This is a genomic window from Zobellella taiwanensis (genome assembly GCF_003012795.1).
In the GTDB taxonomy this organism is placed as follows: Bacteria; Pseudomonadota; Gammaproteobacteria; order Enterobacterales; family Aeromonadaceae; genus Oceanimonas; species Oceanimonas taiwanensis.
The window spans coordinates 46035-69861 of record NZ_PXYH01000001.1; the positions used below are offsets into that span (position 1 = coordinate 46035).

Sequence of the window (23827 nt, forward strand, 5' to 3'; positions counted from 1 at the left end):
CCGCCCGGGGGCTTTCGACTTGCTGCCCCTCGCCCGCGGGTTTACACTGCCCGCCCGTTCCGCTTTGCCCCAAAATCCATGTCTTGCCATCCCGGCGGCACCCAGGTGCTGCGCCAACAGGGCTTTTTGCCTTTCCTTATTGCCCGCCTGGCGGCGGTGTTCGCCATGCAAATCCAGGCGGTGGTGGTGGCCTGGCAGGTGTACGACCTGACCCGGGATCCCCTGGCCCTGGCCTACGTGGGCCTGGCCCAGTTCATTCCCATGCTGCTGCTGTTGCTGCCGGCGGGCGATCTGGCCGACCGCCACTCCCGCAAGCACCTGCTCGCCGGCAGCTGGCTGGTGCAGGCCCTGTGCAGCGGCCTGCTGCTGATGCTGTCGCTTTCGTCCCAGCCGGACGTCCGCTACTACTACGCCGTGCTGGTGCTCTACGGCAGCGCCCGGGCCTTTACCGGCCCCACCCTGCAAAGCCTGCTGCCGCAAATCGTGCCCCGCGGCCAGCTGGCCCGGGCCATCGCCGTCAACGGCATGATCATGAAGCTCGCCGTTATCGCCGGCCCCCTGGTGGGCGGCCTGCTCTACGCCCTGGGCGGCAGCCTGGCCTACGGCGTTTGCCTGGGCGCCTTTTTGTTGGCCCTGGTACTGCTGGCCCCGGTGCAAACCCGCTACGCCAGCGGCGCCAAACCGCCGGAAGCCACCGCCTGGCACCGCTTCACCGCGGGTATCGGCTATATCCGCTCGCGCCCCGTCATCCTCGGCGCCATCTCGCTCGACCTGTTCGCGGTGCTGCTCGGCGGCGTGGTGGCGCTGTTGCCCATCTACGCCCAGGAGGTGCTGATGGTGGGGCCGGAGGGGCTGGGCGCCCTGCGCAGCGCCATCGCCCTCGGCGCCCTGCTGATGGGAGTGGCGCTCAGCACCTGGTCGCTCAACCGCCATGTGGGGCCGGCCATGTTTATCGCCGTGCTGGTGTTCGGGATGGCCAACCTGGTGTTCGCCTTCTCCACCCTGTTCTGGCTGTCCTTCGCCGCCCTGCTGGTGGCGGGTGCGGCGGACATGATCAGCGTCTATATCCGCTCCACCCTGATCCAGCTGGCCACCCCGGACGAGATGCGCGGCCGGGTCAGCGCCGTGAACATGCTGTTTATCGGCTCATCCAACGAGCTGGGGGAATTCCGCGCCGGCACCAGCGCCGCCTGGTTTGGCACCGTGCCCGCCGCCGTCATCGGCGGGGTGGCCACCCTGGCGGTGGCCGGCACCTGGATGTGGGGTTTCAGATCCCTGCTGCGGGTCGACCGCTTCGGCGATGTGGAGGTGTCCCAGGAGCCGATGGCGCGCCATCGGCACGCCTAGTCGATATACCATTCCCAGCGGATGGCGGAAACCCGTTCCCGCTCCAGGCGAAAGGTCACGTTTTCGGTGGTTTCGCCGGACTGGTAGCGCAGCAAACCGGGCCCTTCCCGGGCCGGACGGCCCAGCTCGGCCACCACCTCGTCCCGGCCGGCGCCAATGTTCATAAAGGCGGGCAGGGTCGGCTGGGCACCGGACACCTCCAGCCAGATGGGCATGCCATCGGGCCGGGAGGCCTGTTCCGACAGGTAGATACTGGCGGCCAGGCCCGGGCAGTACAGGGTTTCCACTTCGTCCACCAGCCCCGGCACATGGGCGTTTTCCACCGGTCGGTAGCTGAGCTCGGGCTCCGCGCAGGGGGTTCTCAGCACCTCCTCGGCAATGTCATTCAGCCGTCGCAGGGCCTGCTCCTGCTGATTGGCGCAGCCGGCCAGGGGCAACAGCCATATCCACCAGATATGAAGTTTCATGCGACACCTCCGGGCTCTCCCCAGAGCATAAGCCGCCTTCGCCGCTTTTCACAGGGTTTGACCCTTTTCACAGGCCTGGACGCAAAGGCTTCTGTACCTCGGGGGGGATATGGTAGTGTTGCCCCCTTCCCTGTCATCCAGGTGCCATGCGGACGTGATATTTCAAGACCCAGTGACCGCCGACCTGCCGGTCGAGCGGCTGATGCAAACCGGGCTGCTCAGTTGCAGCCCCGATACCCCGCTGCACGAGGCGGCCGAACGCATGACCTCCCGCCGCTGCAGTTCCATGCTGATCATGGCCGACGGCAAGGCCCTCGGCATCTGGACCGAGCGCGACAGCCTGCGCCTGGACTTCGGTGATCCCGCCGCCCTGCTGACCCCCATCGGCCGGGTAATGAGCAGCCCGGTCAGCCAGCTGCACCTGAGCACCCCCCTGTCGGAAGTGGCCGAGCGCTTTCGCGACAGCGGCCACCGCCATTTTCTGGTGGTGGACGACGAAAGCAGCCCCAGGGGCATCGTCTCCCAGACCGACATGGCCCTGAAACAGGGGCTCGAGCCCTATCTGGGCCTGCGCGAAGTGCACGAGGCCATGGACCCCGCGCCCCTGATGGTTGCGGGCGACCTGGCCCTGGCCGAGGTCGCCTCGGCCATGCACCGCCACAATCAGGACGCCGCCGTGGTGGCCTGTGCCGATGGCGGCCATGGCATCCTCACCGAGCGGGACATGGTGCGCTTTGTCGCCCGCCACCCGGGCAACACCCCGGTCGAGTCCCTCGCCAGCCGGCCGCTGCTCACGGTGCGCCGCAACGATACCCTGCAGCGCGCCCGGGACCTGCTGATCGATCACCGGGTGCGCCACCTGGCGGTGCTCGATGACGACGCCGTGGTCGGCCTGCTCGGCTTTCGCAATATCCTCGACGGGGTCGAGCATCGCCACCGGCAGGAGCTGCGCCAGGCGCTGGAACAGCGCGACCGGGCGCTCAGCCGTTCCCGGCTCAACCTGCAACTGGCCGAGCGGGTGATCGAGGCTTCCCTCGAAGGCATCATCATCACCGATGCCGAGGGCCGCATCGAGTTCGTCAACCCGGCCTTTTCCCACACCACCGGCTACAGCCCGGAAGAAGTGCTGGGGCGGACCCCGGCGGTGCTGTCTTCCGGCCGCCACGACGGCGCCTTTTACGCCAACATGTGGCAAACCCTGCGGGAAAAGGGCTACTGGCGCGGCGAGATCTGGAACCGGCGCAAAAGCGGCCAGCTCTACCTGGAGCTGCTCACTATCACCGCCATCCGCGACGGCGAGGGCAACATCGGCAACTATGCCGCCCTGTTCACCGACATTACCCATATCCGAGAAAACGAAGACCAGATCCGCCGGCTGGCCTACTACGATCCCCTCACCCGCCTGCCCAACCGCCGCCTGCTGGAGGACCGGCTGGAGCTGGCCATCCGCCACGCCCACCGGCAGCGGCGGCGGCTGGCGGTGCTGTTCATCGATCTGGATCACTTCAAGCAGGTCAACGACAGCCTGGGCCACGCCGCCGGCGACGAGCTGCTGCTGGAAGTGTCCCGCCGCCTCGGCGACCGGCTGCGGGAAGACGACACCCTGGCCCGGCTGGGGGGCGACGAGTTCATCGTGTTGCTGCCCGATCTGGAAGATGCCGACGAGGTGACCCGCATTGCCCGCCGCCTGCTCGACGCCATTGCCGAGCCTTTCCGCCTCGGCCCGCAGACCGTGCGGGTCGGCTGCAGCCTCGGCATCAGCCTCTACCCGGACGACGCCCTCAGCGCCGAGGATCTGATCCAGCATGCGGACGCCGCCATGTACCGGGCCAAGCAGGAGGGACGCAACGGTTTTCGGCTGTTCCGCCGGGACATGAACCAGCAGGAACATCGCTGGTTGCAGATGGAAACCGCGCTGCGGGAAGCCCTGGAAACCGGCGAGGGCCTGAGCCTGCACTACCAGCCCCAGGTCGATCCGACCAGCCGGCGCGTCCGCTCCGCCGAAGCCCTGGCACGCTGGCAGCATCCGGAGCTGGGCCCGGTGTCGCCGGCCGACTTTATCCCCCTGGCCGAACGGGCCGGCCTTATGGTGCCCCTGGGCCGGCGGCTGATGCGCCTGGCCGCCGGCCAGCTGCGCGGCTGGCTGGACCAGGGCCGCGAACCGGTGCCGGTGTCGGTCAACCTGTCGGCCCAGCAATTCTGGCAGCAGGATCTGCTGGCCGAGGTACGCGGCCTGCTCACCGACTACCGCCTGCCCGCCGGCCTGTTTGGCCTGGAGCTGACCGAAAGCCTGCTGCTCGACAAACAGCAGCAGGCGGCCCTGCTGTTGCAGGCGCTGCGGGATCTCGGCTGTCCGCTGGCCATTGACGACTTCGGCACCGGTTATTCCTCGCTCAGCTACCTGCACGCCCTGCCGGTGACCAGCCTGAAAATCGACAGATCCTTTGTCAGCCAGATTGGCGAATGCCGCAGCAGCAGCGCCGTGCTGGCGGCGGTGACCGGGCTGGCCCGGGAGCTGGATTTGCAGGTGGTGGCGGAAGGGGTGGAAACCCGCGCCCAGCTCAAGGCCCTCGGCCGCTATCACCTGACCCTGGTGCAGGGCTGGCTGACCGGCCGGCCGATGCCGGCGGCGGAGTTCGCCGAGCGCTGCCTGGCCCCGGCGGGCCGGGTACCGGCCTCCTGATCCTGCCTACAGTTCACCGTCCGCCTGCGACAGGCGCCGACCCGGCGGTGCTTTCGCCGGCCCCGTGCCGCCGCTATACTGCAGGCCCGTTTCCCCAAAAATCAAGAGGATAGCCGTATCATGTCCCGTCCGTCTCTTTACTCCCTCACCGCCCTGCTGCCGCTGCTGGCCGCCCCGGCCATGGCCCAGCAACAGTGGAGCGGCAGCGTTGGCGCCGCCGCCCTGCTGATGCCCGACTACCTGGGCAGCGACGACTACGACAGCCGGCTGCTGCCGGATGTGAACCTCAGGTACGGGGATCTGTTCTACCTCAACTGGCGCGAAGGCCTGGGCTGGAACCTGATCCAGCAGCCCAACTGGAGCCTGTCGCCCTATATCGGCTATCTGCCTGGGCGGGACAATACCGGCGATCTGCGCCGCTTCGACAAGGTCGACGAAAGCCTGAGCGCCGGCCTGCGCGCCAGCTACCGCCAGGGCCCCTGGCGCTATGTGCTGGAAGCGGAAACCCCCTTCAGCGGCGATGTGGACGGCTACCAGATAAGCTTTCGCGCCAGCTGGTATGAGAACATAGCGCCCGACTGGCGCGCCGGCTTCGGTCCCAGCCTGACCTACAGCAGCGCCGACTGGACCCGCAGCCTGTTTGGCGTGTCCGCCAGCGATGCAGCCCGCAGCGGCCTGGACCGCTACCGCCCCGACGACGGTTACTGGCGCCTGGGGCTGAGCGGCAGCGTCAATTACCGTTTTGCCCCGGACTGGTCGGTCACCGGCCTGGCGGGCGTGACCCGGCTGACCGGCGACGCCAGCGACAGCCCCATTGTTGCCGAGCTGGGCGATGCCACCCAGGCGATTGGCGGCGTGGTCCTCAGCTACCACTTCTGAGGCAGACCCATCCGACCAGCGGCGAATACCATCGTCGCCGGTGCCGACAAGGGCCTTGCCAGCCCCCTCGCCGCCATACTAAAGTCCTAACTCAACAATAAAAATCATCCAGCACCCGAGGATAAGGACACCCTTGAACCCGCCACGCCGTCCCGGTTTTGTCCGGCTGTTGACCCTGCTCGGCTGCTGGCTGTTCGCCGGCCCGGCCGAGTCCCAGCCGCTGCGCGTCGGCGTCTACCACAATCCCCCCAAGATCCTGGCCGGTGCCCAGGGCCGCCCCAGCGGCATGTTCGGCGATCTGCTCGTCGCCCTGGCCCGGGAAGAAGGCTGGCAGCTGGAGCCGGTGCCCTGCCAGTGGAGCCAGTGCCTGGCCATGCTGGAGCAGGGCGAGATCGATCTGATGCCGGATGTGGCCCTCACCGACGAGCGCGACCGGCGTTTCCTTTTCCACCAGACCCCGGCCCTGCTCAGCTGGTCCCAGCTCTACACCGCCCCCGGCCGACGGCTCGACAGCCTGCTCGAGCTCGACGGTCGCCGCCTGGCCGTGCTGCGGGACTCGGTGCAGCAACACTACCTGACCCAGTTGGCCGACAGTTTCGGACTCATTATCCACTGGCTGCCGGTAGAGACCCTGGAAGAGGCCTTTGCCCTGCTCGACATGGGCCGGGCCGACGTGGTCGCCGCCAACCACTTCATCGGCGATCTCAAGGCGCGGGAAGGCAGCCTCAACACCTCCCCCATTATGTTCCTGCCGAGCAAGCTCTACTTTGCCCTGGCACCGGGCCGGGATCCGGCCCTGGCCGCCGCCATCGACGGCCATCTGCAGGCCTGGAAGCAGGACGGCGACTCCGTCTATTACCGGGTGCTGGAGCAGTGGAGCGGCCTGCCCGACACCGCCCTGCCCCGGGGCCTGCGCTGGGCCATCCTGGCCCTGCTCGGCCTGCTGGCCCTGGCCCTGGCCTTTACCCTGCTGCTGCGGCGCAAAGTGGCCGAGCGCACCCTGGCGCTGCAGGCCAGCGAGCAGCGGCTCAACACCATCCTCGACAGTGTCGAGGCCTGCATCTACATCAAGGACGAACAACTGCGCTACCAGTACGCCAACCGCAAGGTGTGCGAACTGTTCGGGGTGGCGCGCGACCAGCTGATTGGCCGGGACGACAGCCTCTTTTTCGACACCGCCACCCGGGCCCGGCTGCGGGAAAACGATCTCCGGGTGCTGGAGCAGGGCGAACGGGTGGCACGGGAGGAACTCAACATGCTGGCCCGGGGCGAGCAGCGCAGCTTTATCTCGGTCAAGCTGCCCCTGCGCCGGCCCGACGGCCGGGTGTACGCCCTGTGCGGCATTTCCACCGACATTACCGAATATCGCCAGTTGCAGCAGGATCTGCACCAGCTGGCCTTTTTCGATCCCCTGACCGGGCTGGCCAACCGCCGCCTGCTGCTCGACCAGCTGCGCCGGGCCCTGGTCGCCAGCCGGGCCACCGGCTACCAGGGTGCGCTGTTGCTCATCGACCTCGACCACTTCAAGAACATCAACGACACCCAGGGCCACGACTGCGGCGACGAACTGCTGCGCCAGGTGGCGGGCCGGCTGCGGGCCGCGCTGTCGGACACCGACACCGCCGGGCGACTGGGCTCGGACGAATTCGTGCTGATCCGGGAAGATTTGAGCACCGATCCGGCGGACGCCCTGCTGCGGCTGCGCCGGGAAACCGGCGACCTGCTGGCGCGGCTGTCCGAGCCCTACCATATCGGCAGCCACAGCTACAACTGCGGCGCCAGCATCGGCATCGCCCTGTTTTCCGATGCCAACGGCGACATGGACGCCCTGCTCAAGGCCGCCGATCTGGCCATGTTCTCGGCCAAGGCGGACGGGCGCGGCACCCTGGGATTTTTCAACCAGCAGATGCAGCAAGAGGTCAACCGCCGCATCCTGCTCGAAACCGAACTGCGCGGTGCCGCGGATCGCCAGCAACTGGCCCTGTTCCTGCAGCCCCAGGTAGACGCCGCCGGCCGGATCACCGGCATGGAGGGACTGCTGCGCTGGCAGCATCCCGCACTTGGCCGGGTGTCGCCCGCCGACTTCATTCCCCTGGCCGAACACAGCGGCCTTATCGTGCCCATCGGCCACTGGGTGCTGCAACAGGCCTGTGACCTGCTCGCCGGCTGGGCCCACCACCCCGCCCTGGCCGGCCTGGGGTTGTCGGTCAATATCAGTGCGCGCCAGTTCCGCCACCCGGGGTTCGTCGAGGATCTCGGCCGGCTGCTGGCACAAAGCGGCGCCAATCCGGCCCGGCTGGAGCTCGAGATCACCGAAAGCCTGCTGATCGACGACATCGAGCAGACCATCAGCCGGATGGAGGCCCTGGGCCGGCTCGGCGTGCGCTTTTCCCTGGACGACTTCGGCACCGGCTACGCCTCCCTCGGCTACCTCAAGCGGTTGCCGCTCAGCCAGCTCAAGATTGACCAGTCCTTTGTGCGCGACCTGCTCACGGATCCCAACGACGAAGCCATCGTCCGCACCATCATCGCCCTGGGCCGCAGCCTGGACCTGCAGGTGATCGCCGAGGGGGTGGAAACCGCCGAGCAGGCCGAACGGCTGCGCACCCTGGGCTGCAACGCCTTTCAGGGGTATCACTTCGGCCGCCCCGAGCCCGCCGCCCACTGGCGGGCAAGGCTGACCGGCAAATCATAGCGCCGGCCTTTGCCGGTGTTTTTTGCGCGCCCGTGAATGCCCGCTCCCCCACGCGCGGTCTGATTGGCAAAATAAAATGGGGTCGGAGTCAATATTGCAAGTTGCGAAATTGACTCCGACCCCTTTTTCATTGCTGCAGGCTTTCGAGCAGGCCGCTCTGGCGCTCCACCCGGCGGGCGATGGCCTGCTCGAATACCCCGGGACGCGGCTCCAGCAGGGTGAACCAGTGCCGGGCGCGGGTGATGGCGGTGTAGAGCAGCTCCTTGGTGAGCACGGGATTGAGGCTTTCCGGCAGCATCAGGGCGGTGTGGGCGAACTCGGAGCCCTGGGACTTGTGCACCGTCATGGCGAACACCGTCTCCACCGCCCCCAGCCGGCTCGGCAGGATAAAGCGCAGGCCGCCGCTGCCGTCGTTGCGGGGAAAGGCCACCCGTAGCACCGGCCTGCCGTCCTGCTCCGGCAGGCGCAGGGCGATGCCGATGTCGCCGTTCATCAGGCCGAGGCCGTAGTCGTTACGGGTCACCAGCACCGGCCGCCCCTCGTACCAGCCCTGATCCGCCTCGAGCAGGCCCTGGCGGTGCAGCAGGGCGGCGATGCGCTGGTTGAGCCCCTCCACTCCCCAGGGTCCCCGGCGCACCGCGCACAACAGGCGGAACTGGTCGAAGGCGGCCAGCACCCCGGCCGCCCAGCCGGTCCAGGCCGGGTCGGCGAAGGGGGTCTCGGGCGCCGGCCGCGTGGCCTGCATCCGCTCGAGATAATGGCCGTAGCCCAGGGCCCGGCCCCGGCCCTGGCGCAGCAGCCGGTCGAGGGCCCTGTCCTGCTCGCCCCTGAGGCGCAGGCCGGCCACCTCGTCGCCGCCGCCGAGCACCGCCCGGGCGGCCCCGGCCCGCTGCTCGTTCACTGCCCGGGCCAACTGGCCGATGCCGGAGCCGCCGGCGAAGCGGCGGGAATGGCGCAGCATCAGGATGCGCTGGGCCAGGGGATGGCGACCCTCGGCACCGGGCACCAGCGCCGGGTGGGCCAGCCGCTCGCCGCTGACCCGCTCGAGCCAGCGCACCCGTTCGGGCTGGTAATGGCCCTGCTCCGCGTGGCGGCACAGATCGCCCAGCAGGGCCCCCGCCTCCACCGAGGCCAGCTGATCCTTGTCCCCCAGCAGCAGCAGCCGGGCATGGGCCGGCAGCGCCGACAACAGGCAGGCCATCATTTCGAGATCGATCATCGAGGCCTCGTCCACCACCAGCACATCCAGGGGCAGCGGATTGCCGGCGTGATGGCGGAAGTGGCGGCTGTCGGGCAGGCTGCCCAGCAGCCGGTGCAGGGTGCCGACCTCGGTGGGGATGCGGCGGCGCACCGCCTCGTCCACCGGCAGCGAGGCCACCTGGGCGCCGATCGACTCGGTCAGCCGGGCCGCCGCCTTGCCGGTGGGCGCCGCCAGGCGGATGCGCAGGGGCTGCTCCGCCGTGGCCTGCAGCAGGGCCAGCAGCCGCACCACGGTAGTGGTCTTGCCGGTGCCGGGACCGCCGGTGATCAGGGTGAAGCCGCTCGCCGCCGCCAGGGCGCAGGCCAGCTTCTGCCAGTCGGTCTGGCGCTCGCCGTCCAGCACCAGGGGCTCGGGAAAGAGCCGCGCCAGCCAGGCGGACAGATCCTGAGGCACCGGCCTGTCGTCGCGGATGCGCGCGGCAAGCGAGCGCGCCACCGCCTGCTCGTAGTTCCAGTAGCGACGCAGGTAGAGGCGTCCGCCGTGCAGCACCAGGGGCCGCTCGGCCTCGCCCTCGGGGCCAGCCACCAGGGGGCTGGCCGCCAGGGCCGAGCGCCAGTCGTCCAGGGTGAGGCCGGCGAGCAGGCGCGAGGGCAGCCAGGCGTCGGCCAGGCCTTCCTCCCCTTCCGGCGGCAGCGACAGGGCGAAGTCGGGCTCGGCCAGGGTGGCCGCCAGATCCAGGCAGACGTGGCCGTGGCCGAGCTGGTGGCTGGCGAGCGCCGCCGCCAGCAGCACCCTGGCCTCGGCGTGCGGGTCCAGCCCGGCGAAAAAGCCCGCCAGGGCCCGGTCCAGGGGCCGCAGCCAGCCCAGATCGAGCCAGCGCTCGAGCAGCGCCAGCAGTTCCCGCTGGCCGGCCAGGGGCGTGATGGTAGCCGTCATGACGCTGTCTCCTCGGGCTGTTGATGGCGGAACAGGGCGTCCAGGCCTTCGATCAGCGCCTTCGGCGGCCGGTCGAACCAGGCCGCGCCGGGGCGGCGCACGAACAGGTAGAGGGCCCCGCCCATGTGGCGGTCGTAGTCGTAATCGGGCAGGCGCAGCCGCAGCTGGCGGTGCAGGGCCAGCAGGTAGAGCAGGTACTGCAGATCGTAGCGGTGCCTGAGCACCTGGCCGGCCATGGCCTCCCGGGTGTAGTGTTCGTCCTCCGGGCCCAGCCAGTTGGACTTGTAGTCCACCAGGTAGTAGCGCCCCTCATGCTCGAACACCAGATCGACAAAGCCCTTGAGCATGCCGTTCAAGGTATCGGGGGCCAGTTCGGGCCGCTCCCGGCCCGGCAGCACCGCCTGTTGCGCCAGCCGGTCCAGGCGCTGCACCGGCACCCGGCTCACCTCCAGCCAGAACTCCATCTCGGGCTGGTAGTGGGCTAGGCCGGCCAGGGTCGGCCCGTCCTCGAACAGGGGCGTGTCCAGCAGGCCCAGCAGCCAGTCCGCCAGGGGATCCGTCCAGTCGGCGAGCCCGCGCAACTGGCAGCGCCGGGCGATCTGGTCCCGGAGCGCCCCGGGGTTATCGGCCAGCCGCTCCCTGAGCGCCAGCTCCAGCAAGCCGTGCAGGAAGGTGCCCGCCGCCGGGCCGCGGGCGAAGCGGTGCAGGCTGGGCCGCTCGCCGGGGCGCAGGGGCACGAAGGCCAGCTCCAGCTCGTCGTCGCCGGCCTTGCCCGCCTCGGGCCGCTCGGGCGAGGCGTCGTCGAAACGCCGGCCCGTCGCCTCCCGGGTGCGCAGGGCGCTGTAGGAGGCGATCCACCAGTGCTCGGCGGCCGGCCGGGCCGGCACCGCCCACACCGGGGGAGCCTCGTCGCCCGCGGCGTCGATCCAGCGTTCGTCGCCCGGCTCGGGCGCCGGGCACAGCCGGGTGTGGGCGCACGCCAAAGGGGCGAGCCAGTCGGCCAGGGGGCCGGCAAGCGGGCTGCCGCCGCCCAGCACCCGGCCCATGGCCGAGTCGTGCAGGCGAGAGCTCTTGCCGTTGCCGACCCCGATGTCGGCCAGCCCCAGCCAGCAGGCGTGGCGGGCCCGGGTGAGGGCCACGTACAGCAGGCGCAGATCCTCCCCCAGCCGCTCCCGCTCGGCCAGGGCCTTTTCCTCCTCGCTGGGGCTCAGCACCAGCCGCTTGCGCCGGCCGTCGTAAAGCTGCACCGGGCCGCCCTTGCCGCCGCTTTCCCGGAAGGAGCAGATAAAGGGCAGAAACACCAGGGGGTACTCCAGGCCCTTGGACTTGTGGATGGTCACCACCCGCACCAGATCCGCGTCGCTCTCGAGCCTAAGCACCTGCTCATCGGCGGCCTCGGCGCCCGCCTCCCGGGCCTCGGCCAGGTGGCGGATCAGCGCCTGCTCGCCGTCCAGGCCGGCGGCGGCCTGCTGCAGCAGCTCGGCCAGGTGCAGCAGGTTGGTCAGGCGGCGCTCGCCCTCGGCGCCCGCCATCAGCCGGGCCGGCAGGCCGAAGTCGTGCAGCAGCCGGTGCACCATGGGCAGCACCCCCTGGCGCTGCCAGCAGCGGCGGTAGTCCCTAAACTGCAGTACCCGCCGCTCCCAGTGGCGCTCGTCCTGGTTGAGCCGCTCAAGCTCGGCCAGGCCGAGCCCCAGGGTGGCGGTGGCCAGCGCCGCCCGCAGGCGGACGTCCTGCTCGGGCTCGGCGCAGGCGCGCAGCCAGAACAGCAGGTCCAGCGCCTCCGGGCTCTGGTAGACCGAGTCCTTGTCCGACAGGTAGACGCTCTTTACCCCGAGTTCCGCCAGCGCCCGGCGGATGGCCTGGGCCTCGCGGAAACCGCGCACCAGCACGGCGATGTCGCGGGAGCGCACCGGCGCGAACCCGTCCGCCCCGGCGAAGCCCGCCTGGCCCCGGCGACCCAGGTTCAGCAGCCGCACTATCTCGCCGGCGCAGCGCCCCGCCATCTGCGCCACATAGGCGCCGCCGGAAAAGGGCTTGCCGTCGGCGCCGTCGAGCTGCCACAGGGTCAGGGCAGGCTGGACCTCGCCGCCGCACTGCCAGCGCTCCTGCCGGCCCCGGGCCGCGACCGGCACGAAGGGCAGCGGGTTTTGCCCGCCCCGGCGGAACAGGAAGGCGCCCTCAGGATGCTGCTCGGCCCGTTCGAACAGCCGGTTGACCGCGTCCACCATGGCCTCGGAGGAGCGGAAGTTGGTGTCCAGGCTGTAGTGCCGGCCCTCGGTGGCGGCGCGCGCCGCCAGGTAGGTATGGATGTCGGCGCCGCGAAAGGCGTAGATGGCCTGCTTGGGATCGCCGATCATGAACAGGCCCCGGTCGGCGCCGTTGTCGGCCACCCGGTAGATGGCGTCGAAGATGCGGTACTGGAGCGGGTCCGTGTCCTGGAATTCGTCGATCAGCGCCACCGGAAACTGGCGGCGGATCACCTCGGCCAGGCGCGGGCCGTTCTCCCCCGCCAGGGCCTGATCCAGCCGGGTCAGCATGTCGTCGAAGCCCATCTCGGCCCGGCGGCGCTTTTCCGCCTCGAAGCGGCGGCGCACCCAGGCGGCGGCATGGCGCAGGGCCGGCTCGGCGGGACCGGGCAGGCCGGCCAGGGCCACCGCCAGCCCGGCCATGGCCGCCAGGCCCGGGTGGTCGGGCGGCGAGCCCTGCTTCCAGGCCTCGGCCAGGCCGTCCGGGGTGAGGCGGGTGAAGCCGGTGCCCAGCTCAAGGGCGGCCTCGCCCGAGCCGGCCCAGGCCCTGAGCTTGTCAAGCCAGGGCTTGTAGTAGCGGGCCTGCAGCTTGCGCCCGTCCACCGCCTTGTCGGCTACCGCCTTGTCCAGCAGCAACTCCAGCTCATCGGCCCAGACCGGCCAGGGCGCCTTGAGTTCGGCCAGCGCCCGCTCGCGTTCGCTTAAGGCGCCTTCCAGTAGGGCGCCCAGCTCGCCGCCGGCCTCATCCTGCTCCCCCAGCAGGGGGCGCAGCTGGCGCAGCAGCCGGTCCGGGGTCTGCCAGTTCGCCATCACCCAGTCGAGGGCGTCGCCGTCCAGGGGGTAGCACTGGCGGCGCCAGTAATCCCGCGCCACCTCGGCCAGCAGCTCGCCGTGATCCGTTTCCAGGGTCTGGGTAAAGGGGCTGCCGCTGTCGAAGGCGTGCTCGCGCAGCATGCGCTGGCACCAGCCGTGAATGGTGGACACCGCCGCCTCGTCCATCCACTGGGCGGCGATGTCGAGCCGGTGGGCGCAGGCGGTCCAGCGATCGGGTGCGAAGTCGGCCTTCAGGGTGTCGAGCAGGGCGTCGCCCTCGCGCTCGCCGCGGAACACCGCCGCCGCCTCCACCAGGCGGGCGCGGATGCGATCCTTGAGCTCCTTGGTGGCGGCGTCGGTGAAGGTCACCACCAGGATCTCCGGCGGCAGCAGCTCGCGGGCAAAGCCCAGCTCGCCGCCATGGCCCAGCACCAGCCGCAGGTACAGGGCCGAGATGGTAAAGGTCTTGCCGGTGCCGGCGCTGGCTTCGATCAGCCGGCTGCCGTGCAGCGGAAAGGTCAGCGCCAGGGGGCGCGGTGCCGTCATGATGAGGCCTCCTGCGGTTCCGGTTGCGGGCCATGCTCGAGCAATGGCCGGTAGAGCCGCTCGCACCAGGCGGCGAAATGGCCGTCGGTGGTGAGGGCGTCGAAGTCGGGATACTGGCGGGCCAGGGCGCCGCTCTCGGCGCGCTCGCCACCGGGGCCGAAGCCGTCGCCCTCGTAGGCCTTGCGGGCGGCCTGTGCGGCCTTGCCCTCGTCCTCCTGGCCGAGCCAGGCCATGGCAGTCTTGAGCGCCACCGGCAGGGGCGCCGTCATGCCCGCCTGCAGCGCCTCCAGCCAGCCTTGCACCAGCTGCCGCGCGGTGTCCCGCGCAAGGGGCGCGCCGTGCAGGGTGGCGTCCTCCCCCACCAGGTAGAGCCAGAGCTCGATGCCGCAGGCGCAGGCCACCGCCTGGGCGACAAAGGCGCGCAGGGTGCGATGCCATTTGGGCCCGCTCTTGCCGAGCAGCTCCCCGGGCTGCAGTTCGATCAGCGCCAGCCTGTCGCCCTGCCGGCGCAGGCCGCCGAGCCAGCCTTCCAGTTGCAGGCCGCCGTGCTCAAGGGCCAGCGGCAGGGGGGAGTTCAGCGGTTCGGGCCAGGCATGACACAAGGCCCGATGGCGGGCCAGCTGATCCGGCAGCGCCGCCTCCACCTCGGCGCGCAGCCGCTCGCCAAAGCCCGCCAGCGGCAGCCGGCCCTGCCCCTGCAGCCGGGCCGCGGCCCGGGCCAGGGCCGGCTGTGCCTCGTCGGCGCCGGCGGCGGCCTCAAGCAGCTCGCGCTTGATCACATAGCGCTCCAGGCCGTCCAGGGCGAAGGGCTCCTCGTCCAGCCGGACGGCGGCGATGTCATCCAGCACCACCTTGAGCCGGCGGGAAAAAAAGCTCGCCACCGGCTGGCGCAAAAACTGCTGCAACTGCTCCGGGGAGACCGGCTCCTCGGGTTGCCAGGGCGGCAGGGGGCCCTCGGCTTCGGGGGCCCTGTCCCGGGCGGCCCACTCCCGGGCGTAGCTGACCAGCCCCTCGCCACTGAAATAGCGCCGGCTGAAGGGCTGCAGCGGGTGCTCGGTGGTGATGGCGGAGAGCAGCTCGCCGCCGTCGGCCAGCCGCCACTGGCCCAGCAGATCCCTAAGCTGGCCCACCAGCACCGAGGGCGGGCGCTCGCCGTTGTCGCGGATGCTGCGCCCCACCCAGCTGATATAGAGCCGGTCCCGGGCCGAGAGCAGCGCCTCCAGCATCAGGTAGCGGTCGTCCTCCCGCCGGGAGCGGTCGCCGGGCCGGTAGTCCCCGGCCATCAGATCGAAGTCCAGCGGGGTGACGCTGCGCGGGTAGTCGCCGTCGTTCATGCCGAGCAGGCACACCTGGCGGAAGGGAATGGCGCGCATCGGCATCAGGGTGCAGAAGTTCACCGCCCCGGCCAGGAAGCGCTGGCTGAGCCGGCCCTGCTCCAGGGCCCCCAGCCAGGCCTCGCGCACCACGGTGAGCGGCAGCGGCTCGGCCAGCGCCACCTCGGCGCACAGCGCCTGCCACTGCTCCAGGGACTCGGTGAGCCCGTTCAGCAGCGCCTGCTCCTGCTCGCCCTCGGCCAGGAAGAAGCGCGCCAGCAGCCCCTGCAGCCGCGCCGTCCAGTCGTCGGCCGGCACGCTCTCGGCCAGTTGGTCGTGCAGGGCGTCGATGGCGTCGAGCAGGCCCGCCAAGGGGCCGATGACGGCCGCGTCCAGGCCGCCGATTTCGTCGTAGGGCTCGATCTCGGCCCAGGGCTCCCCCGCCCCCACGGCGTAGCCCAGCAGCATGCGGCGCAGGCCGAAGCGCCAGCTGTTCTGCTCCAGCGCCGGCAGGCCCAGGGCGGCCCGGCGGCGGGCGTCCAGCCCCCAGCGGATGCCCGCCCCCTCTATCCAGCGGTGCAGCACCGGCAGATCCGCCTCCTCGATGCCGAAGCGCCGGCGCAGGGCGGCCACGTCCAGCAGGTCCAGCACCTCGCTCACCGGCAGCCGGCTCTCGGGCAGGCACAGCAGGTGCTCCAGGGCGATCAGCAGCGGCTCCCGGCCCCGGCTGCCCTGATCCGCCAGGGTGAAGGGGATGAAGCGGTCATCGTCCCGGCCGTACTGGCCGAACACCGCCTGGATATGGGGCGCATACAGGTTGATGTCGGGCACCATGACGATGATGTCCCGCGGGCGCAGGGTCTCGTTCTCGGCAAAGCGCGCCAGCAGCTGGTCGTGCAGTATCTCCAGCTCCCGCTGGGCGCTGTGGGCGATGTGGAAGTGCACGCTCAGCTGGTGGCGTTCGAGCGGCGGCCAGTGGTCGCGGCTTTCCGCCGGCGGGCGCAGGTTGAGGATGTCGTCCTGCAACTGGCCCAGCAGGTGATCGCTGTCGCCCGGGCTGAACAGGTCGATGCGCTCGCCCAGGGCGTCGAAACGCGCCTGGTACTGGCCGGGATCGTCCAGGCTGTCGAGCAGGTTGATGTAGTCCCGCCCCTGCTTGCCCCAGGCCGCCAGCAGCGGATGGGCGTGCTGGTGCAGCTCGGCCTGGTCCAGGCCCGGGGCCAGGCCGCCCTTGCGGGCGTGGCGGCGGTACTGGTGGCGCAGCAAATCCTGGTCCGGCACTATGTCGCCCCAGTGGTGCTGGCAGGGGTTGTGCACGCACAGCAGCACCTGGCTGAAGCGGGCCATGGCGGCCAGGGCCTCCAGGGTCTGGGCCGGCAGCGAGGAGATGCCGAACACCACCACCCGGCGCGGCAGCCCGGCCGGACGGCGCCCGGCGGCGCGCAGCTCGGCCACGAAGCGCGGATGCACCCCGGCCCGGCTGCCGGCCAGTTCCCGCTCGCCCACGTCCGCGAGCAGCGCCCGCCACAGGGCCGGCTGCCAGCGCACCGCCGGATCCAGGGCCACCCGGCCCCGGCGCAGGCTGACTATCTCGTCCCGCCCCTCGGCCCAGGCGGCCAGCCAGTCGGCCCGGTAGACCTGGTACTGATCGAACAGGTCCGCCAGCCGCTCGGCCAGCTGGTAGCGCTTGCGGTCGTCGGCGTCGTCTTGCAAAAAGCGGTGCAGGGGCGCGAACTCGGCCTCGGCCAAGAGCCCCGGCAACAGCCGCATCAGCCGCCAGGTGAGCGGCGCCTTGTCCAGCGGCGACTGGCGGGGAATGCTGTCGCTGCCGAGCACGGCCCGGTAGCTCGTCCACAAAAAGCGCGCCGGCAGCTCCACCTGCACGGCGGCGGCGATGCCGCCGCTGCGGTGCTCGGCCAGGGCCAGCTTGAGCCACTGGGCGATGCCGTTGCTCTGCACCAGGATCACCTCGTTCTCGAGCGGCGCCAGCGGATGGCGCCGCATCCAGGTCACCGCCAGCTCGCGCAATGCCTCCAGCTGGTTGCCGTGCACCACCATCAGGCCGGGGGCGAGGTTGTCGTTGTTATGCATGTGAATTCCTTGTGTCCCTGCTCGGGCCCATGATAGTGCCGAATGGGGGCGACGATAAGGGTCGCCTGCCCTGTTGGCGAAAAAGCCGCCAGGCCCAAGGCTCAGCCCGCCGGACCGGCGCCGTCGCTCATGGCCTCCACCTTGGCAAAGGCCACCGGCAGCGCCAGCAGCGCCGCCTTGCCCCGGGCGGTGAGATCGGACACAAACTGGAATTGCTGGCGCGGATCCACCGGATAGGCCTTGATCCGGTAATGGGTGCCCCAGGGGTGCTCGTCGAGCACCACGCTGACCGGCCGGGCCAGCTTGAGATAGGGGCTGGACAGGGCCACGTCCTCCAGCAGCCGGCGCACCCGCTGGGCATCGTGCTCGGGCGCCAGGTAAAAGCTCACCACGCACATCAGGCTGGCGCCGCCGTTGTTGGCATTGTGGATAAGCCCGCTCCACAGCTTGAGGTGGGGGATCACCACCACGGTATCGTCGGGAGTGACGATGCTCACCGCCCGCAATCCGATGTGGCGCACCTCGCCGTAGCTGCCGTCCACCGTTATCCAGTCGCCGGGCCGGTAGGGCAGTTCGTAGGCCGCCACCACCCCTGCCAGCAGGCTGCTGACGTAATCCTTGAGGGCAAAGCCGATGGCCAGGCCCGCCGCCCCCAGGATGGCGATCATATTGCGCAGGGAGGGTTCGATCACCAGCGGCACCAGCCAGGCCAGGGCGGCGGCCATGATCAGGATGCGCAGGGTCGGGATCAGCGCCAGCACAAAGAGGCGCCGGCTGCTGTGCAGCCGTCCGGCAAGCCAGGGCAGCAGCCGCTGCACCAGCCAGGCCAGCAGGGCTGCGGCCAGGATAACCGCCGCCGCCTCGGCCAGCACCAGGGGAGTGATGGTCCGGAACAGGCCGACGAGGTTTTCCGTATCCATGCGTCCTCCTCAGTCCGAATCCAGGCACATGTCGCGCGCGGCCAGAAACTCCCGCACCGCCGGATAGGCGAACACCCTCACCCGCCAGCGCCCCTGGCGTTGCTGCACCAGGCCGCCCTGCTCCAGGCGCAACAGGCAGCAGGCCAGCCGCTCGCCGGCAAAGCCCGGCAGCACCTGCCGTACCTCATCCGGCAACAAGCCCCGGTGCAGCAACAGGGCGTGCAGCACAAAGGCGGTAAGATCGTCGGCATTGGCGGGCGGCTCGGGCAGGCTCTGTTCGCTGTCCTGCTCCGCCGCCTGAATGGCCAGAGCCAGGCCCACATTGCCCCGGGCGCGGGCGGCGAGCCGGGCCAGCGCCCTGTCGTCGCCGCGAATGCCGAGCTGGCGCAGCAGCCCGGGGGTTGCCGGGGCAAAACGGCACAGCCGGGGCGGCGCCAGTCCCAGGCCATGGTCGATAAAGCCGAGCAGCCAGCTGTCGCACACCACCAGGCCGGGACCATGATCTTTTGCCTGCAGCAGCCAGACCATCAAGGCGCGTAAAAAACCCATGCCCCCTGTGGTGCGCAACAGGTAACGGGCCAGGTCGTCCACCAGCCAGGGGCCGGACACCCCCTGGCGGCGCCACCAGCCGGGCAGATCGGCCGCCTCCAGCTCCGTCGCCAAGGGCGGCGACAGCCGCGCCCAGCCCCGTTGGCGGGCCCAGTCCCGGGCAATGGCGGCGCTGCCGCTGTAGGGCGGGTCGAGCAAAAACCATACCGAGCCGTCGCCGGGTTCGGGCCAGTCGTCGAAAAAGCGGTCCATGGCCGCCACCGCCGGGGCCCGGTCGAACCCCCGGTAATCGGGCAGTGGATCCTGGCGCTCGGGAGGCGCTTCCTCCCCCAGCCCCAGCAGCCGGAGCAAGCGGTGCCAGCCCTGCCGCAAACGGGTGCTGGCGGGAGGCGCGGGGCAGCAAAACTGCTGGTGCGGGATCAATTGCCAGTGGGAATGATTCAATGCGTTACCTTCCTGAACGGCCCGGGGAATGCTCCCAGTGTAGCCAACCGCTAGGTGGCGGCCGGATAAAAACGCACCCAGGCCAGCAGCAGCAGGGCCGCGCACAGCAGCCAGACAAGGGTGGCGAAGCCCAGGGTGGCCACCAGCCCGAAGCGGTAACTCAGCCAGTACACCGCCAGCAGGTAGGCGGCATAGGGCAGCAGCGAATAGAGCCCGAACAGGGCGGTAACCCGGAGATCGGCCAGGGTACGCTCGGTGCCGACCATGTAGTGGGCAATCAGCGCAAAGGTGGGAAACAGCGGCACCAGGCCGGAGATGAAAAAACTCCTGCTTTTGGACAGCAGCGCAATCAGCAACACCGCCAGGGCGCCGAGCAGGCATTTAAAAAACAGCGACAACATGGGTACTCAACCGATAGCAAGAAAACCGGGCATGGCACGCCCGGCCTAAAACAGCGGCACTAGCGCCGGCCGCGCAGGCGGTCCAGACTCCAGCTGCCGCCACCGGCGAACACAAAGTAGAAGAAGGTGAAGCAGAACATAATGGCCAGCTCGCCGCCGTTGTTCAGCGGCCAGAAATCCCGCGGGGCGTGGGCGATAAAGTAGGCGAAGGCCATCAGCCCCGAGAGCACGAAGGCCACCGGCCGGGTGAACAGGCCCACCAGCAGCAGGGCGCCGCCGAACAGCTCCAGCACCCCGGCCACGCCGGAAAGCGAGAACAGATCAAACTCACCCCGCTGGGCGGCGGGAAAGCCGAACAGCTTCTGCCCACCGTGCTGCATAAACAGAAAGGCGGATACCGCCCGCACCAGGCTCAGCACCCGGGGACGCCATGCACTAAGGAATTTCTCCATCTTTATTCTCCGTGTTGTTATCAATATCTAATTTGTTATGTGCGTACTAATTGGTGGCGCATTTCTATTAGTTGATGCTCTCCAGCCATCTTCTAACAAGGGCATGTTCTGCAGCATGGATCTAAGCCGTCAAAATCCAGCTCATTCGGAATATTTTGCTCTACTGTGGATACCTGATAGCGAATAGCCTGATCCCTTTCTATGATCTCAGCAGACTGTCCAATTATTACTTCCATGCCAATTTCCCGGCAACACATAACGCCGTGCTCACCGGTAAATTGCGAGCGCAGCGAGTAATTTATCCGTGGGCAGCACTTTGTTATGCGCTTTTTATGCTATTAATTCTTCGGCATGCAGAAAATCAAAGAATCTGTCTAGGATTTTCCTATTGCGCTCAATTATCTGTTGTTCTCCAAATTCGTTGTAAGCAATGAGGTCAGCTATTTCGGCAACTTTGCTAGGCTCTTTGTAATTACCGCGTCTCTGCTCCCCACTATAGATTCTCTTCTTATCATCAAATCGGTAGTCTGATGCTTTAATGTTGATGGCGCTTTCTAGTAGTATTTTGTTGCCAAGCGAGTCGATATTGCCCTCAACCTTAAGACCGCCTTCCATTTCTTGGCGCTTTTTGGGGTAAATGTGCTCTAAATGGAATACTTCATTCAATCCGAGAAGCGTCTGTTCTGAAAAAGTGTAGGCGTACCAAGTAATCATGGAGCGAGTTGCATTCCTTTGGTTTGTGAACACATAATTCTCAAAAGATGTTCGTGCTTGCTTATTGTTGAATTTGTATTTCGAGAATTTAACCTCACCACCACTTACAAGGTTAACCATCTCGTCGTATACGGGCGTGCGCAAAGCGTTTACACCAGGATTCGTAATGGCATAGGCGAAAATAAAAGCAGTTATTCTATCGAGAAACTTACAGAACTCTGCATCACTTAGTATTCCATCATTAGTTTTGTGTTGCAAAAAATAGACTGATGTTATGTGTTGCCACATGCCATTGGGCGCATAATTTAAGACAAAAAGTTTTTTAAGAGCACCTTCAGAGAATCGGGTTTTGTCTTGATCTGATACGCTCTCCCAAAACAAGGCGAGAGACTTTAGTTCTTCGATTGTATTAGGGCGTTTTAGATACTGATACTTGTTGCGCTCATAAAATTTACGTAGAGCTTCTGTTGTTGAGCTCTTGTTCCCTTCTTTCGCACGCAAAAAGTACATGTAGCGAGCGAATAATTCATCCATTGGAGTGCCGCTGATTGGATTGAATACAGAGCTGGTTATCTCTTCAAGTTTTTTCCATTCGGCAATGAACTCATCTTTATTTCCAGATGAGCCGTAGTATTTGTAGAATTGTGCTTTGAATATATCCGCGTCTGACAATGGCAAACCACGGTCATTTAACGTCGAAAAAATACGTAGCGCGGTATCTTGAGATTCCGCTTCAATAGGCAGAAGGATGCAGTTGCTTAAAATTCGCGCTGGTAAGTACGGAAAAAAGCTAGGGAATTCCTGTAGGAATTCATCGATTTTTTTCTGGAAAAATTGATAATTAAGGACATATTGACTCTTACTACCTTGCTTAACTATTCCAGTGCGCAATAGCTCAAGAAATTCATCTTTGTCATTGTCCGTGGCAACTTCTGAATCAATTTTAAGAGTATTTTTATCTGCTGTTCCGAAGGTATCCGTTTTCCAGATACATTTCTCAATACGATCACGAGTGAGTATTGAGTTCTTGTCCTTCATGTTCTCGAACTTGTCATAGAAGGCTCGCAAAATAAGCATTAGCGTGGTCAATCTTTGCTGGCCGTCAATGACTTCTGATTTCCCAGATTCATTTTTATAAGTAACGATTGATCCGAGGAAATATTCTTCATTGTCGTCGAAAGCTTCGTAGTTATTATCGGGGAATGAAAATAAAAATATATCATCCCACAGCGTTTGGCATTGCTCTTCGTTCCAGGCATAAGGCCGTTGATAGTCTGGAATAAGGAAATCAGCTTTCTTGTCTGAAAGCAGGTCGATGATGGCCTTCTGATCTACATTAAGTTTTGACATTGGTATTCCTGGTTCTTAAGAGCATAACGCCAAGCTTTGCGGCAATTTTGGAGCCGCGAAGCGGTGGAAAATTGTCCGACAACAGCTATTGGTTAGGAGCCATTGGTCAACTCATATCTGAAGGCTGCATGAATCCCATAGAAGAAATCGCAAAGATCATACAGCGCACTTTGGACCTTACCTAAAGTGTCGGCATCTAAGTCGTATGACTCTATTAAATTGTCGTTATTATCAAGCATAACGACCAGTCTTGCAGGTTTATCAGGGTTGGCGAACGCTTTGTCTAAGTCGGTTTTTTGAATCTTCGTTTTCTTTTTATCTTGTTGTTCACTGCCAGATTTTGGGTATCTGAAAAAAGTGCTCTTAGGATCAGTTCCGCTGACCAAGTTGATCTTTTGCTTTATATCTCCTGGCAGATCCCACCTCGTTGTTGAAGGTAGAAGCTCCCTGCACTGATCAAAAAGCGCTTCAAAGTACACATAAAGATCCGATAAATTATGAGTATTCTCCATAGCTACCCATCGATCGCGCACCTTTATTCCAGGTCGATCAAGGGAGAATTCACCCCCGAACTCGATTGCGTATTTTTTATGCAGTATAAAAGTTACAGATTTTAGAAAAAGCTCCACGGTATGACGATAGAGGTAACAGAGAGGTAGCACGTCATCTAGAGACGAACTATGTTCCTTCAAAGTTTCCGCAGCATTTTTGAAGTTGCAGGCTGTAATACCTATACCGCCATCAAAATGAGACGAAGGCGGTGTGATTAAAAAGTTCACGTGTTCGGTAACTCCTAACGTCGCCATAAAAGGCCAGCAACTTGTTGCGAGTCCAGCGATGAAAGCGCGATTTTTGATGGCCTTGTTAGCGCACTTTAATCGTAACGAAGAAAGTACTGTGAATTTGGTACAACAAATATTTTTCCTTCTATTTCTAATACGCTGCTAGTGCCAAACCCGTTAAACAATACTTTTGCTTCATAAAGGTTTCTGTCTTTTATGTCTAAGGATGACTCAACAAAGGACTTATAGTCTTTTTGAAACTGTACCACCGCATTATCAGTTCTTACCCCTATAAGTCGCATAGTTTGGTCTAGAACATTACCTTGAAATCGACCGACCACTAAGGGAATAAGGTAAATTGAAAATATGAATGCTAACTTTACTTTTTTCTTTGCTTTTTTCTGGACCTCAGTATCTTCCTTTTTTACAGATACAGAATTTAGCAATAAGTAGCAAAAAGCCATCAATGCGACAGATGAGGCCAGACCAATAAATAGCTCAAAGTCTTTAAAGAAGCTCATTAGAATAAACACCACACCAATAATGCCTATTATAGCTACACCAAGCTGTTCTGACGTCAAAGGTGGAAACTTCAAATTTTCTGCTTCACCAGATCGCTTGTTGATTTTTAACCATAATTTATGTGCATGGACAATAATCACCTGCAACACTCTCCAGAAAGGAGTCAGAACTATTGCGGTACAAAATAGAAAGAACACAACAATTGAGTAAGAAAACCCAAAGCTTAATGCAACGGCAACGAAAAGAATACCATCTCCGACGGTTAGTCCTGATGGGTAATAACCTACCCCACCACAATATATAAGAATGATTAGAGCACCAATCCCTATGCCAAATTGCAACGCAATTTTCAGAATCTTCGGGATCAGTTCTAGCTGTTTTTCAATGTATTCAAATTGCACTGAGAAAGGCTCCTTGTAGTGCTAACGTTTGGTTAAGGGGCGGGCTTTAGCCCGTCCCAGTGAGCGAAGCGAACG

Annotated in this window: 15 protein-coding genes; 4 read left to right on the forward strand and 11 right to left on the reverse strand. The window is 65.3% G+C overall.

The window, feature by feature from the left end; translation table 11 throughout:
- The first annotated feature begins 78 nt into the window (after nt 1-78).
- On the forward strand, nt 79-1347 hold the full coding sequence (locus C7I36_RS00225) for an MFS transporter (RefSeq protein ID WP_106451742.1): 1269 nt from the start codon (nt 79-81) through the stop codon (nt 1345-1347).
- Here the strand turns inward: C7I36_RS00225 and C7I36_RS00230 are convergent.
- A complete protein-coding gene (locus C7I36_RS00230) occupies nt 1344-1814 on the reverse strand; it encodes a hypothetical protein (RefSeq protein ID WP_106451743.1) in 471 nt (156 codons plus the stop codon). The two genes, C7I36_RS00225 and C7I36_RS00230, sit on opposite strands and share 4 nt — an antisense overlap.
- A 154-nt stretch (nt 1815-1968) precedes the next feature.
- Between C7I36_RS00230 and C7I36_RS00235 the strand changes: the two genes are divergently transcribed.
- The 3 genes from C7I36_RS00235 to C7I36_RS00245 all read left to right on the forward strand — a co-directional run bounded on the left by C7I36_RS00235 (nt 1969) and on the right by C7I36_RS00245 (nt 8071).
- Nucleotides 1969-4497 (forward strand): EAL domain-containing protein, encoded by a 2529-nt coding sequence (locus C7I36_RS00235; protein ID WP_245879983.1) that lies wholly within the window; start codon nt 1969-1971, stop codon nt 4495-4497.
- A 120-nt stretch (nt 4498-4617) separates the two neighbouring features.
- On the forward strand, nt 4618-5376 hold the full coding sequence (locus tag C7I36_RS00240; RefSeq protein WP_106451744.1) for a MipA/OmpV family protein: 759 nt from the start codon (nt 4618-4620) through the stop codon (nt 5374-5376).
- Nucleotides 5377-5509: 133 nt separating this feature from the next.
- Entirely contained in the window at nt 5510-8071 is a 2562-nt protein-coding gene (locus C7I36_RS00245; protein WP_219899569.1) for an EAL domain-containing protein, read from the forward strand.
- 127 nt (nt 8072-8198) lie between these two features.
- Here C7I36_RS00245 and recD read toward each other — a convergent pair whose 3' ends face one another.
- The 10 genes from recD to C7I36_RS00300 all read right to left on the reverse strand — a co-directional run bounded on the left by recD (nt 8199) and on the right by C7I36_RS00300 (nt 23752).
- Nucleotides 8199-10208 (reverse strand): exodeoxyribonuclease V subunit alpha, encoded by a 2010-nt coding sequence (recD, locus tag C7I36_RS00250; protein ID WP_106451745.1) that lies wholly within the window; start codon nt 10206-10208, stop codon nt 8199-8201.
- Entirely contained in the window at nt 10205-13813 is a 3609-nt protein-coding gene (recB, locus tag C7I36_RS00255) for an exodeoxyribonuclease V subunit beta (protein ID WP_106451746.1), read from the reverse strand. Before recB ends, recD begins: the two co-directional genes overlap by 4 nt.
- Nucleotides 13810-17217, reverse strand: coding sequence for an exodeoxyribonuclease V subunit gamma (recC, locus tag C7I36_RS00260; RefSeq protein WP_106451747.1), 3408 nt, complete (start codon nt 17215-17217; stop codon nt 13810-13812). The genes recB and recC overlap by 4 nt, the downstream gene beginning before the upstream one ends.
- Nucleotides 17218-17318: 101 nt before the next feature.
- The gene (locus C7I36_RS00265) at nt 17319-18137 is read right to left on the reverse strand and encodes a mechanosensitive ion channel family protein (RefSeq protein ID WP_106451748.1); all 819 of its coding nucleotides are present in this window, start codon (nt 18135-18137) and stop codon (nt 17319-17321) included.
- Nucleotides 18138-18146: 9 nt separating this feature from the next.
- On the reverse strand, nt 18147-19130 hold the full coding sequence (locus C7I36_RS00270) for a hypothetical protein (protein ID WP_106451749.1): 984 nt from the start codon (nt 19128-19130) through the stop codon (nt 18147-18149).
- Nucleotides 19131-19180: 50 nt separating this feature from the next.
- A complete protein-coding gene (locus C7I36_RS00275; protein ID WP_106451750.1) occupies nt 19181-19531 on the reverse strand; it encodes a GlpM family protein in 351 nt (116 codons plus the stop codon).
- A 59-nt stretch (nt 19532-19590) separates the two neighbouring features.
- Entirely contained in the window at nt 19591-19983 is a 393-nt protein-coding gene (locus tag C7I36_RS00280) for a DoxX family protein (protein ID WP_106451751.1), read from the reverse strand.
- A gap of 330 nt (nt 19984-20313) precedes the next feature.
- On the reverse strand, nt 20314-22047 hold the full coding sequence (locus C7I36_RS00290; protein ID WP_106451752.1) for a DUF262 domain-containing protein: 1734 nt from the start codon (nt 22045-22047) through the stop codon (nt 20314-20316).
- 92 nt (nt 22048-22139) lie between these two features.
- On the reverse strand, nt 22140-22826 hold the full coding sequence (locus C7I36_RS17160) for a hypothetical protein (RefSeq protein WP_146137282.1): 687 nt from the start codon (nt 22824-22826) through the stop codon (nt 22140-22142).
- Between the two features lie 95 nt (nt 22827-22921).
- Nucleotides 22922-23752 carry a hypothetical protein gene (locus tag C7I36_RS00300; RefSeq protein WP_106451754.1) on the reverse strand — a complete coding sequence of 277 codons (831 nt, stop codon included), beginning with the start codon at nt 23750-23752 and terminating at the stop codon, nt 22922-22924.
- Between the last annotated feature and the right edge of the window lie 75 nt (nt 23753-23827).